The following is a 15235-nucleotide window of genomic DNA, read 5'->3' as shown; positions in this document are numbered from 1 at the left end:
CCCCAGGCGCATGCTGGAAACAGGCCTTCAGGGCAAGGGAGCCCTTTGTCCTCGGAGCACGTCCTGCGCTGAGGAAGGCGATGCGCGCATGCCCATCATTTCGCCAGGATTCCACGGCCGGCGGCCTGCCGACGGCAAGAAGCTGCCGCCCGGCCAGTACGAGACATTCGACTTCCCGGTGCTCTCCGCCGGCCCGACCCCCCATGTGCCGCAGGAGACCTGGGAGCTCGCGGTCATCGCGGAGGACGGCCGGCGCCACACGTGGGACTGGGCGGCCCTGCTGAAGCTCCCGATGGAGACTCCCACGGTCGACCTGCACTGCGTGACCAAGTGGTCCAAGTACGACACCGAGTGGCGGGGCGTGTCCCTCGACGTACTGCTCGAAGATGTCGAGACCGCGGCGGACTTCGCCCTCGTCCATTCCTACGGCGGCTACACCACCAACCTCCCGCTGGAGGACCTGCTCGACGGCAAGGCGTGGATCGTGCACGACTACGACGGCCAGGAGTTGGCGCCCGAGCACGGCGGCCCCGCCCGGCTTCTCGTTCCGCATCTGTATCTCTGGAAGTCCGCGAAATGGGTGCGCGCGATCGAGCTCCGCCTGGACGACGAACCGGGTTTCTGGGAGAGCGCCGGCTACCACAACTACGGAGACCCATGGCAAGAGCAGCGATACAGGGGCGACTAGGTGACCGTCTGCGCTGGCGGACCGCTCAGGTGGAGGACCGGCGTACGGAGTCGGGTACGGCGACCACGCTCGTGCTGAGCGTGCCGGACTGGCCGGGCCATCTGGCAGGCCAGCACGTCGACGTCCGGCTGACCGCCGAGGACGGATACAGCACGCAACGCAGCTATTCGATCGCGTCCGTCGCGGACGGCGAGCATCTGGAACTCACGGTGCAGCGCATAGAGGACGGGGAGGTCTCGCCCTATCTCGTGGACGCGCTGCTGGTCGGGGGGCTCGTGGAGATCCGCGGGCCGGTCGGCGGCTGGTTCGTCTGGCAGCCCGAGCAGTCGGAACCGGTCCTGCTGGTGGCGGGCGGCTCCGGAATCGTCCCGCTGATGTCCATGATCCGTACCAGGGCGTCGATCGGCAGCCGGGTCCCGTTCCGCCTGCTGTACTCCGTACGCGATCCGGCGGACCGTCTCTACGCCGACGAGCTGCGCAAGGGCTCACCGGGCCTGGACACGTCGTACGTCTACACACGGGTGACACCCGACGGGTGGCCCCGGCCGGCGGGACGCGTGGAGCCGGACGACCTGGTGCGGCACGGCTGGCCCCCGGAGTTCGAGCCGACCTGCTACGTCTGCGGCCCCACCGGCTTCGTCGAAAAGGCCGCCACCTACCTGGTCCTGCTCGGCCATTCCCCCGATCGCGTCCGCACAGAACGATTCGGCTAGCGGAGGGTGACATGACGGTTTCAGCCGGCTACGCGTCCAGCGGGCCCACCTACAGGGACGGCAACGCACTCGCCGGACCGCTCTCCGAGATCTTCGCGGTCGATGTCACCGCGGCGATGAGCCGGTGTGCGCACTGCACCCGCACCGGGCCCCTCGGCGGGCTGCATGTGTACGACCGCGGCCCCGGCCGCGTGGCCCGCTGCCCGGGATGCGGTGAGGTCATGATGCGCATGGTCCGCGGCAGGGGCGAGGTCTGGCTCGACATGAGCGGCACCTCGGCGCTCGCCATTCCGATGGACGACCGGTGAGCATCCCGTTCGGCTGTCGGACCGGTACGCGCCGGCGAACACGCGCTCCGTACCGTCCTGCCGCGTGACCGGGTGCTGCTCGGGCGGGAGTTGACGCATCGTCGGACGGACACACCGATCGCGCGGAGGCACCGCAGACACCGGAGACACCGGATCGAGGACCGCGCGGATCTCAGCGCTGCTGGTCCTCGGCGTCGGGGACGATATGGACGGCTGCCTCCTCGGCGGAGGCGGCCCCGCCGTCGACGCCCACGTCACGCGCCCAGTAGTCGTAGCCGTCGTAGCGCCGGCCGCCCGTCACGTCGGTGTCCCAGGCGAGCAGGCGGCCCGCTCGCGCATCGCCCACCTCGTCGTCGATCAGCTCGCCATCGGTGTCCGATGCGTCACCGATCCCGTCACCCTCGTCGACCGCGTCCTCGCCGACCTCCCGGGCCAGCCGATGGTCGAGGTCCTCGTGCGACAGCGCCTCTCGGGCCGTGACGCCCCATTCGCCGATGCCCAGAGGCCTTTCCGGCGGCGAGTACCCGGCGTCCAGAAAGTCGCCGATCTCCTCGTCGTCCAGACCCTCCTGGGATCTGAGCAGCCCCGCCGATTCGGAGCTTTCCGACTCGCTCGTCGATGCCATCGCTGAGTCCTTCGTGCCGTGGGATGCGCCCCGGCGAGGGCTGAACAGCGGCCCGGGGGACGCCGCCATCCCGGAATGCATCGTTCCACCCAGCGTAACGCGGTTGGCCGTCAAGGGAATGCGGGCGGACGGGACCCGCTCCCGGTCAGTCCTCCGCGACGCGGATGATCGTCTTGCCGCGGGTGCGCCGGCCGGGGCCGAGTGCGTCCGGCGCTTCGGCGAGGCGCCGCACGGATCCGACGATCGGCTCGACCCGTCCGTCCCGGAGCCGCCGCGCGAGGTCCATGAGCCCGGCGCGATCGGGTTCGACGATGAAGAAGACCGCGCGCCCGTCCTCGGGACGGACCGTGGGCGGCGTGGCGACGGCGACGAGCGTGCCACCGGCGCGCACCAGCGCGGCCGAGCGGTCGAGGACCTCGCCGCCGATCGCGTCGAACACGACGTCGACCTCGCCGGCGTCCTCCAGCCGGTCGTTCTCGAGGTCCAGATAGACATCCACGCCGAGACCGAGGGCCACCTCCCTGCCGCCGGCCCGCCCGGTGCCGATCACCCGCGCTCCCGCGTCGTGCGCGTACTGCACCGCGATCGACCCGACGCCGCCCGCGGCGCCGTGGATCAGTACGGTCTGCCCCGTCGTGAGACGGCCGTGGTCGAACAGGCCCTGCTGCGCGGTCAGCCCGGAGATCGGCACCGCCGCGGCCACCACGTGGTCGACGTCCGACGGGAGCGGTGCGAGGTTGCGGGCCTCCACAGCGGTGTACTCGGCCAGTGAGCCGTTGCGGGCCCAGTCGGTCAGTCCGAACACCCGCTGGCCGACGGTGAGGCCGGTCGTTCCGTAACCGAGTTCGGCGACCACACCGGACAGTTCATGGCCCGGCACACTCGGAGTCCGGTCGCGGCCGGCGCGGTCGGTCCACGTCCCCGGCCAGTCGAGTTCCCCGGAGGTGAACCCCGCGGCACAGACCTTCACGATGACGTCGTTCTCCGCGGCGTGGGGGTGGGGCATGTCCGTCAGGGAGAGTCCACCGAGACCGGCGGCGCGATCTCGAACGGTAACGGCTTGCATGGCAGGTCCTCTCTGTGACGGAGACGTCCGGTCGGAGCGCACAGATCATGCGGACCTCGGTTCACCGGGGGCTTGACCGCCATGTGTTCGCCCGGCGGGGCGACATCAACCGCGTGAGCAACGCGTTCTGCGGGGACGTCTGCGGGCATCTTCGTGCTGCGCGGACCTCGATCATGACGAAGGATCACAGCGGTCGCCCCGCGCACATGTCCCTCCATCGACACAACCACCCAGCCGTGGCACGGGCAACTCGGCCGGGCTCACGCACCGTCGCGCCGCCGGACCTCCCTGTCGTCGCCGGCGTGGTCCACGCAGAGCGGCCCTGCCGGGCCGTTGGGCTGGTGGTGTGGTCGTCCGTCGCCCGCCGCGCCGTAGCGGCCGGAGCAGGGGCCCGGAGCGCACCATGGACGGCGTCGCACCGCCGTGAACGGCACGGTGACAGACTCCAGGAGGGCTCCGTGACCGCCCAGCCGCCGACCGCCGATGCGCTTCCCGACCGCTTCGACGGCCTCCGCGCCCTCGTCGTCAACTGCACGCTCAAGCGGTCGCCCGAGGTGAGCAACACCCAGGGACTCATCGACAAGAGTCGGGCATTGATGGAGACGCAGGGGGTCCGGGTCGACGTCGTACGGGCCGTCGATCACGACATCGCTACCGGCGTGTGGCCGGACATGACCGAGCACGGGTGGCCGAGCGACGAGTGGCCCGCCCTGTACGAGCAGGTCATCGCGGCCGACATCCTCGTACTGGCCGGTCCGATCTGGCTGGGCGACAACAGCTCCGTCATGAAGCAGGTCGTCGAGCGGCTGTACGCGTGCTCGTCGCTGCTCAACGACCGTGGCCAGTACGCGTATTACGGGCGGGTCGGCGGGTGTCTGATCACCGGCAACGAGGACGGGGTGAAGCACTGCGCGATGAACGTCCTCTACAGCCTCCAGCACCTCGGATACACGATCCCGCCGCAGGCGGACGCGGGCTGGATCGGTGAGGCCGGGCCCGGGCCCTCGTATCTCGACCCCGGTTCGGGCGGGCCGGAGAACGATTTCACCAATCGCAACGTCACGTTCATGACCTGGAACCTGATGCACCTCGCCGCCATGATCAAGCGGGCCGGCGGCATCCCCGCCCGGGGAAACCAGCGCACCGAGTGGGACGCGGGCGCGCGCTTCGACCAGCCGAACCCCGAACACCGCTGAGCGGGCCGGTGGGCGGCGGGCAGGTCGCTCGGCGGCCACCGGTCGCAGCGGAACTGCCGGCGGGTAGGTCGCTCCGGGGCCACCGGTCGCAGCGGAACCGCCGGGCGCCTACTCCTTCGACCCGCCGCCGGATCCGCCCTCGCCCTCACCATGGCTCATCTCGACGAAGCGTGCTTCGTCCTTCACCACCTGAACGGCCTCCTCGAGGATGTCCAGCACCTCCGCCCCGGGAATGATCGCCGCCCCGGCCGCGTCGGCGAACACATAGTCACCGGGACGCACCACCACTCCCGACACCACGGCCGGCCGGTTCGCCTCGTACGGCGTGACGGCGTCCCCGCCCCAGTGCACGGCTTCTCCACTGCAGTAGGCGGCGAACTCGTACTCCGCGAGCTCTGCGAAGTCACGCAGGCGAGCGTCGGTGAGGATGCCGGCGAGCCCGTGGACGGCGAGCGGGGAGAGCTTGACCTTGCCGCCGAGCGAGGCGTCCGGGTAGCCGTTGCTCGCCAGGACCAGCACCCGCCCCTGCCCGCCGTCGCGGATGGCCTCACGGAAGAGCTCGGTGAAGTTGTACCGGTCGGTCGGCAGGGACTTCTGGCACGACGGCAGATACGAGACGGTGACGGCCGGCCCGAAGAGCAGGCGATCCGGCGTGGGACTCTTCAGATCCGTCAGATGGCATCGATGCCGGTGAAACCGCCCCACGGCGTCGACCACGTCAGCGGTGCGTACACGAGCTGCGAGTTCACGCAGTCGCGACTCTTCCTCCACCATCGCACCTCCCGCACGTCCGCCGCAGCCCGGCCTGCGGCGCGGGAACGGCGGCGCCAGATGGCGTGCCGGCGCCTTCGGCGAGCTCTTCAGCAGCACTCTCCATCTTGCGCCGCCGAGCGGGCAGCGGCTACACGATCACCGGGGGCGTCAGTTCGACGCGGGCTGCGCCGTGAGCTCGCTGGGCCGCACGATCACGAAGCCCTCGCCCTGGAGCATCAGCTGGACGGCCTCGCCCGAGCCGCCGCGGATCATCGAGCCGACGGACTGGGAGCGGTGCAGCGAGGTGTTCAGCTGGGCGCTCCAGCCGACGACCGCGTCCGTGTCGACGTAGACGGGCTGCTGGGCAGTGACGGGAATGACGATGGGGTTGCCCTCGCAGATGACGGCGAGCTTCCCGTAGCCGGTGAAGAGGCTGTTGAAGAGGCCCCCGCCGGTCATACCGGCGCCCTTCACCGTCCGTATCTCGTACGACAGTGTGGCGTCGAAACAGAGGACGTTGCGGCCGTTGATCGTCAGGGCGTCGCCCTGGTCGATGTCGACGATGAAACAGTTCTGTGCCTCGTGCGCGAACCACGCCTCACCCTGGCCGCGTACCGCCATCAACGCCAGGCCCTCACCGGTGACCGCACGCTTGAGCATGCCGCCGATGCCCTGGCTCTTGCGCTCGAACTGGAGGTTTCCGCGGTAGGCGATCATCGACCCCTGCCGCGCGTGCATCTCGCCGTTCACGGCGTACTTGACCGATTTGGCGTTCTGCAGGGTCATTCCGGGCACGGTGGCCTGCTGCGCCATGTTCTCCGAGGCAAAGAGATCGCTTTTCATGGGGTGCATCGTCGCCCGGACGCATCCGTTCCGCCAACAGCCCCCGCAAAACGGGCCCGGAGCGGCTGGCAGACTGGCGGTGTGAGCAGCGAAGACATCAGCCCCGACAGTCCCTTCCGGCACGAGAGCGTCGCGCGCGACGAAGCGCCTCAGTACGTACTGCCGCTGGTCGTGCGGATCGAGAAGGCCGCGCCCCCGGCGCGCACCGACGCGCTGGAGACCGCCGCACGAGCTGTGCTCACGATCCTGTCCGACGACCGCTCGGCCGGAGACGGCGAGTGGGCGCAGGCGATGCGCGACTGGCAGGACGCCCGCATCCGCAAGGTCGTCCGGCGGGCGCGCGGCGCCGAGTGGCGCAAGGCGTCGGCGCTGCCCGGGATCACCGTGACGGGCGAGGAGGCGGAGGTACGGGTCTTCCCTCCGGTGCCCCTCGACGGCTGGCCCAAGGAGCTGGCCAAACTGCAGGTTTCCGGCACGGATCTGGATGATCCGGAGCCGCCGGCCGAGCCGGGCCCGGGAGAGCCGGTGCTGTGGCTGAGTCCCGAACTGGACATGTCGGCCGGCAAGGCGATGGCCCAGGCCGGGCACGGCGCCCAGCTGGCGTGGTGGGAACTGTCGGACGCCGACCGCAAGTCGTGGCGGGACACGGGATTCCGTTTGTCCGTCCGCACCCCGGGGCGCGCTCTGTGGCAGGAACTCACGGTCAGCGGGCTGCCCGTGGTGCGCGACGCCGGTTTCACGGAGATCGCTCCGGGCTCCTGCACCGTGGTCGCCGATCATCCCTCGCTCCGGAGTTGAACACTCCGCCGCTGCGTTACGTACCTCTCAGTACCGCCGAATGCATTGAACACGGTTTCAGTTGGCGGTTGGTTTGCGGTGTAGCACATCGGCTCAGGAGGCATTTTGTTGCGGCGCATCAACGGGACGGCACTCATCATCGCGGCCCTGGTCGCCACGGTAGGGGCCCTGGCGTTCCCTGTGTGGTCGTACGCGGACCGTTCCGGCACCGGCCAGGACAACGTCAACGCCTCTTCGGTGGCGACCCAGTGGGGACCCCTGACGGCGACGGACCGCGATTTCCTGGTGAAGGTCCGGCTGGCGGGACTCTGGGAGCTGCCGGCGGGGCAGCAGGCGATCGAGCGGGCCCCCACGAAGGCGATCAAGGACGCGGGTGACCACCTGATCGTCGGTCACTCGGACCTCGACAAGCGGTCGCGCACCGTGGCGGCGCAGCTCGGGGTGGAGCTGCCGAACCAGCCCAACGACATCCAGCAGGGCTGGCTGCGGGAACTCTCGGCGGCCAGCGGGCGCGAGTACGAGTACAAGTTCGCCAACCTGCTGCGCAATGCGCACGGCAAGGTGTTCGCGCTGATCGCCCAGGTCCGGCACACCACCCGGAACACACTGATCCGGCAGCTCGCGAGCGACGCCAACCTGACGGTCCTCGACCACATCACCATGCTGGAGAACACCGGCATGGTCGACTTCGACGCCATCGCCAACGAGGCGGCCACCGGCGTGACCGCGAGCCCCACGGGCCCGCCGCCGCCGGACGGCAACCTGCCGCCGGCGCCGCAGCCCGCGGAGCCGTCCGGGAACCAGTCCTTCACCTCGAGCCCGTCGCCGGTCGCGCCGGGCACGGTCAACACCAACCGCCCGGAGGCGTCCGAACCGCAGCCCGCCGGCTAGGAAGCCGGGCGGCCCGCAACCTCAAATCAACCTCTGAACGTCCCCTCCTCCGGATTCACCGCCGTCCTGCGGGGCCATAGGCCCTGCACGCACCGTCACACGGCGCAGTGGGCAGAGGAGGGGACTTCCCATGGAACTGGGTATCGGAATCGGCTGGCGTCCTGAGATCGCGGACGCCGTGGAGGGCCTGCCGGGCCTCGACTGGGTCGAGGTCGTGGCGGAGAACGTCTGCCCCGGCCATCTGCCCGCCTCGCTGACGCGGCTGCGTTCGCGGGGTATCAAGATCGTCCCGCACGGGGTCTCCCTCGGTCTGGGCGGCGCGGACCGTCCCTCGGAGCAGAAGCTGGGGGACCTCGCGGAGCGGGCTGTGGCGCTGGATTCGCCGCTCGTGACGGAGCACATCGCGTTCGTCCGGGCCGGGGGCGTGCTCACCGCCTCCCCCCAGCTCGAAGCCGGCCATCTGCTGCCGGTGCCCCGCACCTGGGACGCGCTCAAGGTGCTCTGCGAAAACGTCCGCATCGCCCAGGACCTCCTGCCGGTGCCGCTGGCCCTGGAGAACATCGCGGCGCTGATCTCCTGGCCCGACGAGGAGCTCACGGAGGGCCAGTTCCTGGCCGAGCTGGTCGAGCGCACCGGCGTGGGCCTGCTGATCGACGTGGCGAACCTCCACACGAACCATGTGAACCGCGGTGAGGACCCGGCGAAGGCGCTCGACGAACTGCCGGTCGAGGCGATCCGGTACGTCCATGTCGCGGGCGGTGTCGAACGCGACGGCGTCTGGCACGACACCCACGCCCACCCGGTCACCGAACCGGTCCTTCGGGTTCTGCGCGAGCTGAGGTCCCGGGTCGCGCCGCCCGGCGTCCTGCTGGAGCGCGACGACGACTTCCCGCCGCCGGGGGAGCTGGCGGCCGAACTGGAGACCGTCCGCGCGACGGTGGTGAACGGCGCCGGGCCCGCGGCCCGCGCCGACGGCGACGCGCACACGACCCGCGCCGGCGATGGCGTGCGCGCGGCGGCGGAGACCACGGACGGCGGCGGGCGCGCCACCGGCCGGGAGGAAGACCCCGGGGCCCGGGAGCGCGTCGGCATCGCCCAGGCCTCCCTGCTCTCGGCCCTGGTCGCCGGGACCCCCGCTCCCGAAGGCTTCGACCCGCGGCGGCTCCGTGTGCAGAGCCGGGCGCTGGCCGCCAAGCGCGCCGACGTCGTCGCCAAGGTCGCGCCCGAACTACCGGAGATCCTCGGCACGGACTACCGGCCCGCCTTCCTCGCGTACGCCAAGTGCCGCCCCATGGAGGCCGGTTACCGGCGTGACGCGCTCGACTTCGCGGAGCAGCTGCTCGTCACCGGGCAGCCCGCCGACGAGACCGCCCGCCGGCTGCTGACCCGCTGGTGGGAGGAGCGGGCCGGAACGCACCCGCCCCGGCGCACCGCCCGCATCGTCCGGGCGGCACGGGCCGCGCTGGTGAGGAGGTGACTGCCGTGACGGTCCTCGCGATCCTGGTCTACGTCGCCGTGGCCACCTCGTCCACCGCGCTGCTGGTCCGGGTGTCCAGGTCGCACCGCGGCCCCGGCCCCGGCCACCGGGCACAGATCCACGACGTGTACGAGGCCGCCTTCCTCGGCGGCGGTCCCGCGCGGGTCGTGGACGCGGCGCTCGCCGTTCTGCACGCGGACGGGCGGCTGGCGATCGGCGGTCCGGGCATCGCCGTCGCCCAGCGCCCGGTCGCCCAGGACCCCGTCGAACGGGCGGTGTTCGACGAACTGGCCGTATCGCCCACCGGGGCGCTGCACACCCTGCGCCGCTCGGTGATGCGCAGCCCCGCGGTGCAGGAGATCGGCGACGGTCTCGCCGCACGCGGGCTGATGCTCCCGCCCCGGGCGAACCGCGCGCTGACCGTCTGGGGCCTCTGTCAGGGGTTCGTGTGCGTGATGGGGATTCCGTTCGCGTTCGTCGTCACGGTTCTGAGCTTCGTCTCCGGTCCCGACGACCCCGACATTCCGTTCATCATGCTGGTACTGCCCGCCCTGTTCGTGGGCATCGGGTTCGGCTTCACGGCGGCCGCCCGCTCGCGCCGCCGGATCAGTTCGGCCGGCCAGGACGCCCTGCGTTCCTTCGGGGTGCAGTTCGCGCATCTGCACTCCCCCGCCCATCTGGTCGCCCTGTACGGCCTGCGCGGGGTGACGGACCCCTTCCTCCAGGCACAGCTGAGGACCGCGGCCCGGACTCCCGTGTCCCGGCAGGAGCGTTCGGCCGCGTTCGCGACCACCACCGCGGTCGTGTGGTGTGCGGCGTCGAGCCCGGACGGCGGCGGAGGGTCCGGCTGCGGCAGCAGTTCCGGTTCGGGGTGCGGCGGTTCGTCGGGAGGGTCGGGCTGCGGCGGGTCCTCCGGCGGTTCGTCGGGCGGCTCCAGCTGCGGCGGCTCGTCCGGCGGGTCGTCCGGCGGATCGAGCTGCGGGGGTGGCAGCAGCTCCTGACCCCGGCTCCGCCGTGCCCGCCGGGCCGTCACCGGTCCCCGATGTGGTGTCCGGATCGTGGACACGATGTGGCGCCGCGAAGGAGATCTCGCGTACAACACGCCCATGCTCTCGCTCCTGTTTCTGTTCCTGGCCTGGTCAGCGGCAGGACTCAGCTGCGCCCGCCTGTGTCTCGCGGCGGTCGACACGGCCCGCCCGCCCAGCGTGCGGCTCGGCGCACAGCGGGAGTTGACGCTGTACGAGGCGGCCTTCCTGGCCGGCGGCCCGCAGCGGGTCACCGAGCTCACCCTCGTCTCGATGCACCGCCGGCGCAGGCTGCTGCTGGCGCACACGGGCTGGGCCACCGTCGTGGACCCGGACGGCGAGGACGAACTGGAACGTTCGGTGATCGGCGCCATCGGGCCCGCGGGTCAGGCGCGGATCGGTGCGGTACGGGCCGCCGCGTCCGCCGCCGACGCGGTGCGCTCCCTCGCCGACCGGCTCGTCCACGCGGGCCTCGCCGTCCCGGACGGAGACCGGACGCAGGTGGCCTCCGCCGTCCGTCAGGTGCGCGGCGCGACCGTGCTCACCGCGGCGCTGGCAGCTCTTTCGCTGCTGATGGTCCCTCAGGAGGAGGGCGGCGGCGGGCCCCTGATCGTCTGGTTCGCGCTGCCGCTGATCCTCACGCTCGGCGCTCTGGCGATCGCGCGGATCGAGGCGCATCCCTACACCCGGTGGGCCTCACCCGACGGCCGGCGCCTGCTGGGCAGCCTCGTCGGCACCGGGGACGGCAGCGAGCGGGCATTCCTGACCGCGGTGGCGGTGCACGGCGTCGGTGCGGTCGACGACCCGTCGCTGCGTGCCGCTCTCACGGCCGGCCGCACAAGTGGTTCACCTCTTACGGGTCATTGAGGCCGACACCTCATTCAGGTTCTTTACATGACTATCTGCTCCGCGAAGGATCTCCCTTTCCACGGCCGCACAGCCGCCGTCCGTACGAAGGGAACGCGATGAGAGCAGTGACGAAGTACGGGGCCGTGAGCGGCCTCGGCTCCTTGGTCATCACCGCACTGGCCGTCGCCCCGGCCGGCGGTACCACCACCCTCGACACCGAGATGCAGGGAACGGCTGTCGCCGCGAAGCGGGCCGCCGACGCGGGCATCGTGTTCGGCACCTGTCCCAAGGTCGAAGGGCTGCCCTCGTCCGTCAGCTGCGGGACGGTCAAGGTTCCGCTGGACTACGCGGACCCGTCGGGCCGTCAGATCACCCTGACCGTCAGCCGGGTGCGGGCGAGCGGTGAGGCGACCGAGTACCAGGGGGCCTTCGTCTACAACCCGGGCGGCCCCGGCGCCTCCAGCATGTACTTCCCGATGGCGGCCCAGCTCCCGGAGTGGAAGCGGATCGCGCGGGCGTACGACATCGTGGGCTACGCCCCGCGCGGGGTGGGCCGTTCGGCGCCGCTGTCCTGCCAGGACTCCGCCGGCTTCGGCAAGGCTCCGACGCCGTCTCCGGTGGACCCCTCCCCCGCGTACAAGAACGAGCGGATCGCGCAGGCGAAGGCGTACGCGGAGGGCTGTGCGCGCAAGACCGGTCCGGCGCTGCGTCATTACACCTCGCTCAACAACGCCCGTGACCTCGATGTGCTGCGGGCGGCGCTCGGCCAGCCGCGGCTGACCTTCATGGGTGCCAGCTACGGCACGTACTTCGGCGCGCTGTACGCGACCCTCTTCCCCTCGCACGTACGCCGCATGGTCTTCGACTCGGCGGTGAACCCGGACACCGACCAGATCTGGTACCGCAACAACCTCGACCAGTCACTGGCCTTCGAGAGCCGCTGGTCGGACTTCCGCGCCTGGGCCGCCCGGCACGACGGGACGTTCCATCTCGGCACCACGCCCGAGCAGGTCATGCGCAGTTACGAGAAGGCGCGCGACCGTCTCGCCACGAAACCGGCGGGCGGGAAGGTGGGCCCGGGGCAGCTGCACGCGGCGTTCCTCGGCACCGGGTACTACGACGACGTCTGGGTGGCGCGGGCGACCGCGCTCTCGGAGTATCTGAAGGGCAACGAGAAGCCGCTGATCGCGCAGGCCGCCCCCAGGCCGGAGCACGCGGCGGACTCGGAGAACGGCAACGCCGTCTACACCGCCGTCGAGTGCAACGACGCCCCGTGGCCCACCGAATGGGAGGTCTGGGACCGCGACAACACCGCACTCGCCCGCCGGGCGCCGTTCGAGACCTGGGACAACGCCTTCATGAACCTGCCGTGCGCGTTCTGGACGGCGCCCCGGCAGGAGCCGCTGGAGGTGCGTACGAAGCGTGGGGCGCTGCCGCCGACGCTGATCCTGGCGGCCGAGAGGGACGCGGCGACGCCGTACGAAGGGGCGCGCGAACTGGCGCAGCGGCTGAAGGGTTCCGTGCTGATCACGGAGGAGGACTCCGGGACGCACGGCATCGGGGGCGGCAGCAACGAGTGCGTCAACGCCCACCTGGAGAACTACCTGCTCCGCGGTGAGACACCGGTGCGGCGCGCGTCGTGCGCGCCGCACCCGGAGCCTGACCCGGTGTCGCTGGACCGGCGGGCCGCGCAGCCGAAGCTGCCGCACGCCGTCTGATCTTCCGGGTCGCCGAGGCCGGGTCCGCGGATGCGGGCCCGGCCTTCATGGTGTGGCCGGCCTCAGGCGAGGCCGGCCACCAGGTCGCCGACCGACTTGCGGCGGCCGGTGTAGAACGGAACCTCTTCACGGACGTGCATCCGTGCCTCGGAGGCGCGCAGATGACGCATCAGGTCGACGATGCGGTACAGCTCGTCCGCCTCGAAGGCCAGCAGCCACTCGTAGTCGCCGAGCGAGAACGACGCCACGGTGTTGGCGCGCACGTCCGGGTAGCCGCGGGCCATCTTGCCGTGGTCGGCGAGCATCCGGCGGCGGTCCTCGTCGGGCAGCAGGTACCAGTCGTAGGAGCGCACGAAGGGGTAGACGCTGACGTAGTCGCGCGGCGTCTCGTCGGCCAGGAAGGCCGGGATGTGCGACTTGTTGAACTCGGCGGGGCGGTGCAGCGCCATGTTCGACCAGACCGGCTCCAGCGCCCGGCCGAGGCGGGTGCGCCGGAAGAGGTTGTACGCGTCCTGGAGCTCGTCCGCGGTCTCGGCGTGCCACCAGATCATGAGGTCGGCATCGGCGCGCAGCCCGGACAGGTCGTACGTGCCGCGCACGGTGACGTCCTTGGCGGCGAGCTGGTCGAACAGCTCCTGGACCTCGTCCGCGTAGGCGGACCGGTCGGTGTCGCTGGGGAGCACATCGCGCAGCTTGAAGACGGACCACAGCGTGTACCGGATGACCTCGTTGAGGTCCTTGGCCTTCTTGCCTGCGTTCGGGATCTTTTCGGGCGCACTCATGAGGCTATTCTCCCGCCTGCCGACCGGTGCCTCGCGCCAGGGTCGGCGTGGCGATGATCTCCTCCGCGGCTCGCCGGCCGTCGGCGATGCAGGCGGGGATGCCGACACCGTCGTACGCGGCCCCGCAGACCCGTAGGCCGGGCAGCTTGGCGACCTCGTCGCGGATGCGGGCGACACGGGACAGGTGGCCGACCGGGTACTGCGGCAGCCCGCCGATCCAGCGGGTCACCTCGGTGGCCACGGGACGGGCCGCGAGCCCCGTCGCCTCACCGAGATCGTCCAGGGACACCGCGACGAGGTCGGCGTCCTCGCGGTGCAGATGCTCCTCCTCGCCGTACCGGCCGATGGAGGTGCGCAGGACGAACAGGTCCGAGGAGCTCTCGCCGACCCAGCCCCACTTGCTGCTGGAGAAGGTGGAGGCCTTGATGGTGCGGCCGTCGACCGGCGGCACCAGGAAACCGCTGCCGTCCGGCAGGCCGGTCAGGTCCGCCCGCCGGAAGGCGAGGGTCACCAGGGCCATGGAGGCGTACTCGATCCGGCCGAGTTCGGCGGATGCTTCGGGCGACTCGGCGGACAGCAGTGCCGAGGCCGACCAGGCGGGGGTGGCGAGCACCACCGCGTCGGCGGCGAACGCCCCGCGGTCGGTACGGATCTGCCAGCCCTCGGCGTCGCGGCTCAGACCGACGACGGGGGTCTCGGTGAGGATCTCGCCGCCGGCGGCGCGCACGGCGTCGGCGACGGCCCCGGGCAGCAGGCCGACACCGCCCGCGATGCCCATGAAGACGGGCCCGCTCTGCGGCCGTTCCTGCGCACGGCGCTGGATCTCGGCCACGCCCTCGAGCAGGGAGTCGTGGGTTCTGGCCGCCTCGAAGAGCTGGGGGACGGCGGCGCGCATCGAGATCCGGTAGGCGTCGCCCGCGTACACGCCGCCAAGGAGGGGCTCGACCAGGCGGTCGACGACCTCGCGGCCGAGGCGGTCGGCGACGTAGGCGCCCACCGCGACATCGTCGCCGAGTTCGACGGGGGCGAGGTCGCGCTCCCGCTCGATCCGGGCGATGCCGTCGGCGGAGAGAAGTCCGGCCAGGGCGTCGGCGGAGCCCGGTACACCCATCACATGCCCCTTGGGCATCGGGCGCAGCGCGCCGCGCGTCCACACGGAGGCGGTGGCCGTGGCGGGCGGCTGGAGCCGCTCGCCGAGTCCCACGGCGCGGGCGAGGTCGACGGCTTCCGGGCGGCGGGCGAGCATCGACTCGGCGCCGAGATCGATGGCCAGCCCTTCGATCTCGCCGGCCTGAAGCTTGCCGCCCAGCCGGTCGGTCGCCTCCAGCAGTGTCACGCGCACCCCGGCGGTGACGAGCCGGTGGGCGGCCGCGAGGCCGGCGATGCCGCCGCCCACGACGACGACATGGCCGGTGGGGGTGCCCGTGTTCGGGGAAGACTCCATGTCCCCACTCTCTCAAACGCCGTTCCGAGTCCCGACCGTGACCGCTTCGGGACCGCAGG

Annotated in this window: 16 protein-coding genes; 10 read left to right on the top strand and 6 right to left on the bottom strand. The window is 71.4% G+C overall.

What is annotated here, in order from left to right; genetic code table 11:
* The first annotated feature begins 88 nt into the window (after positions 1-88).
* Genes ACQPWZ_RS27915 through ACQPWZ_RS27905 form a run of 3 tightly spaced genes read left to right on the top strand, consistent with a single transcriptional unit; the run spans position 89 to position 1709 of the window.
* A complete protein-coding gene (locus ACQPWZ_RS27915) occupies positions 89-688 on the top strand; it encodes a molybdopterin-dependent oxidoreductase (protein WP_340475995.1) in 600 nt (199 codons plus the stop codon).
* Positions 658-1401 carry a ferredoxin reductase gene (locus ACQPWZ_RS27910; RefSeq protein ID WP_340475994.1) on the top strand — a complete coding sequence of 248 codons (744 nt, stop codon included), beginning with the start codon at positions 658-660 and terminating at the stop codon, positions 1399-1401. The genes ACQPWZ_RS27915 and ACQPWZ_RS27910 overlap by 31 nt, the downstream gene beginning before the upstream one ends.
* A gap of 11 nt (positions 1402-1412) precedes the next feature.
* Positions 1413-1709, top strand: coding sequence for a DUF6510 family protein (locus ACQPWZ_RS27905; protein ID WP_340475993.1), 297 nt, complete (start codon positions 1413-1415; stop codon positions 1707-1709).
* Positions 1710-1881: 172 nt separating this feature from the next.
* Here the strand turns inward: ACQPWZ_RS27905 and ACQPWZ_RS27900 are convergent, their stop codons facing one another.
* Together ACQPWZ_RS27900 and ACQPWZ_RS27895 are read right to left on the bottom strand one after the other, a co-directional pair.
* Positions 1882-2334 carry a DUF5709 domain-containing protein gene (locus tag ACQPWZ_RS27900; protein ID WP_356702202.1) on the bottom strand — a complete coding sequence of 151 codons (453 nt, stop codon included), beginning with the start codon at positions 2332-2334 and terminating at the stop codon, positions 1882-1884.
* Between the two features lie 145 nt (positions 2335-2479).
* Complete coding sequence (locus ACQPWZ_RS27895) at positions 2480-3400, bottom strand: NADP-dependent oxidoreductase (protein WP_433572660.1); 921 nt, start codon at positions 3398-3400, stop codon at positions 2480-2482.
* A gap of 458 nt (positions 3401-3858) precedes the next feature.
* Here ACQPWZ_RS27895 and ACQPWZ_RS27890 point away from each other — a divergent pair, with 458 nt between their 5' ends.
* On the top strand, positions 3859-4596 hold the full coding sequence (locus ACQPWZ_RS27890) for a flavodoxin family protein (protein WP_383243534.1): 738 nt from the start codon (positions 3859-3861) through the stop codon (positions 4594-4596).
* 108 nt (positions 4597-4704) lie between these two features.
* Here the strand turns inward: ACQPWZ_RS27890 and ACQPWZ_RS27885 are convergent, their stop codons facing one another.
* Positions 4705-5370 carry an RraA family protein gene (locus ACQPWZ_RS27885; RefSeq protein WP_433572659.1) on the bottom strand — a complete coding sequence of 222 codons (666 nt, stop codon included), beginning with the start codon at positions 5368-5370 and terminating at the stop codon, positions 4705-4707.
* A gap of 147 nt (positions 5371-5517) precedes the next feature.
* Positions 5518-6192 carry an AIM24 family protein gene (locus ACQPWZ_RS27880; RefSeq protein ID WP_313943520.1) on the bottom strand — a complete coding sequence of 225 codons (675 nt, stop codon included), beginning with the start codon at positions 6190-6192 and terminating at the stop codon, positions 5518-5520.
* A gap of 81 nt (positions 6193-6273) precedes the next feature.
* Between ACQPWZ_RS27880 and ACQPWZ_RS27875 the strand changes: the two genes are divergently transcribed.
* The 6 genes from ACQPWZ_RS27875 to ACQPWZ_RS27850 all read left to right on the top strand — a co-directional run bounded on the left by ACQPWZ_RS27875 (position 6274) and on the right by ACQPWZ_RS27850 (position 12950).
* Positions 6274-6990 carry an aminoacyl-tRNA hydrolase gene (locus ACQPWZ_RS27875; protein WP_356702194.1) on the top strand — a complete coding sequence of 239 codons (717 nt, stop codon included), beginning with the start codon at positions 6274-6276 and terminating at the stop codon, positions 6988-6990.
* Positions 6991-7098: 108 nt separating this feature from the next.
* A complete protein-coding gene (locus ACQPWZ_RS27870) occupies positions 7099-7881 on the top strand; it encodes a DUF4142 domain-containing protein (RefSeq protein WP_433572658.1) in 783 nt (260 codons plus the stop codon).
* 130 nt (positions 7882-8011) lie between these two features.
* A complete protein-coding gene (locus ACQPWZ_RS27865; RefSeq protein ID WP_433572657.1) occupies positions 8012-9358 on the top strand; it encodes a DUF692 domain-containing protein in 1347 nt (448 codons plus the stop codon).
* A gap of 5 nt (positions 9359-9363) precedes the next feature.
* On the top strand, positions 9364-10359 hold the full coding sequence (locus ACQPWZ_RS27860; protein WP_433572656.1) for a TIGR04222 domain-containing membrane protein: 996 nt from the start codon (positions 9364-9366) through the stop codon (positions 10357-10359).
* A gap of 105 nt (positions 10360-10464) precedes the next feature.
* Positions 10465-11250: a TIGR04222 domain-containing membrane protein gene (locus tag ACQPWZ_RS27855; RefSeq protein ID WP_340478043.1), complete on the top strand. Its 786-nt coding sequence runs from the start codon at positions 10465-10467 to the stop codon at positions 11248-11250.
* 98 nt (positions 11251-11348) lie between these two features.
* Positions 11349-12950, top strand: coding sequence for an alpha/beta hydrolase (locus tag ACQPWZ_RS27850; protein ID WP_433572655.1), 1602 nt, complete (start codon positions 11349-11351; stop codon positions 12948-12950).
* A gap of 62 nt (positions 12951-13012) precedes the next feature.
* Here the strand turns inward: ACQPWZ_RS27850 and hemQ are convergent, their stop codons facing one another.
* Together hemQ and hemG are read right to left on the bottom strand one after the other, a co-directional pair.
* Positions 13013-13732 (bottom strand): hydrogen peroxide-dependent heme synthase, encoded by a 720-nt coding sequence (gene hemQ / locus ACQPWZ_RS27845; protein WP_313943527.1) that lies wholly within the window; start codon positions 13730-13732, stop codon positions 13013-13015.
* A gap of 4 nt (positions 13733-13736) precedes the next feature.
* Positions 13737-15176 (bottom strand): protoporphyrinogen oxidase, encoded by a 1440-nt coding sequence (hemG, locus tag ACQPWZ_RS27840; protein ID WP_433572654.1) that lies wholly within the window; start codon positions 15174-15176, stop codon positions 13737-13739.
* Positions 15177-15235 lie beyond the last annotated feature (59 nt).

The organism is Streptomyces sp. CA-251247 (genome assembly GCF_050952975.1).
Taxonomy (GTDB): Bacteria; Actinomycetota; Actinomycetes; order Streptomycetales; family Streptomycetaceae; genus Streptomyces; species Streptomyces achmelvichensis.
Note: the sequence above shows the minus strand (reverse complement) of the source record. Positions and strands in the feature narration are given on the sequence as shown.

Bases quoted from the DNA above. Each gene is read 5' to 3' on its own strand.
- ACQPWZ_RS27915 (WP_340475995.1), top strand. From the start codon at position 89: ATGCCCATCATTTCGCCAGGATTCCACGGCCGGCGGCCTGCCGACGGC.
- ACQPWZ_RS27910 (WP_340475994.1), top strand. From the start codon at position 658: ATGGCAAGAGCAGCGATACAGGGGCGACTAGGTGACCGTCTGCGCTGG.
- ACQPWZ_RS27905 (WP_340475993.1), top strand. From the start codon at position 1,413: ATGACGGTTTCAGCCGGCTACGCGTCCAGCGGGCCCACCTACAGGGAC.
- ACQPWZ_RS27900 (WP_356702202.1), bottom strand. From the start codon at position 2,334: ATGGCATCGACGAGCGAGTCGGAAAGCTCCGAATCGGCGGGGCTGCTC.
- ACQPWZ_RS27895 (WP_433572660.1), bottom strand. From the start codon at position 3,400: ATGCAAGCCGTTACCGTTCGAGATCGCGCCGCCGGTCTCGGTGGACTC.
- ACQPWZ_RS27885 (WP_433572659.1), bottom strand. From the start codon at position 5,370: ATGGTGGAGGAAGAGTCGCGACTGCGTGAACTCGCAGCTCGTGTACGC.
- ACQPWZ_RS27880 (WP_313943520.1), bottom strand. From the start codon at position 6,192: ATGAAAAGCGATCTCTTTGCCTCGGAGAACATGGCGCAGCAGGCCACC.
- ACQPWZ_RS27865 (WP_433572657.1), top strand. From the start codon at position 8,012: ATGGAACTGGGTATCGGAATCGGCTGGCGTCCTGAGATCGCGGACGCC.
- ACQPWZ_RS27855 (WP_340478043.1), top strand. From the start codon at position 10,465: ATGCTCTCGCTCCTGTTTCTGTTCCTGGCCTGGTCAGCGGCAGGACTC.
- ACQPWZ_RS27850 (WP_433572655.1), top strand. From the start codon at position 11,349: ATGAGAGCAGTGACGAAGTACGGGGCCGTGAGCGGCCTCGGCTCCTTG.
- hemQ (WP_313943527.1), bottom strand. From the start codon at position 13,732: ATGAGTGCGCCCGAAAAGATCCCGAACGCAGGCAAGAAGGCCAAGGAC.
- hemG (WP_433572654.1), bottom strand. From the start codon at position 15,176: ATGGAGTCTTCCCCGAACACGGGCACCCCCACCGGCCATGTCGTCGTC.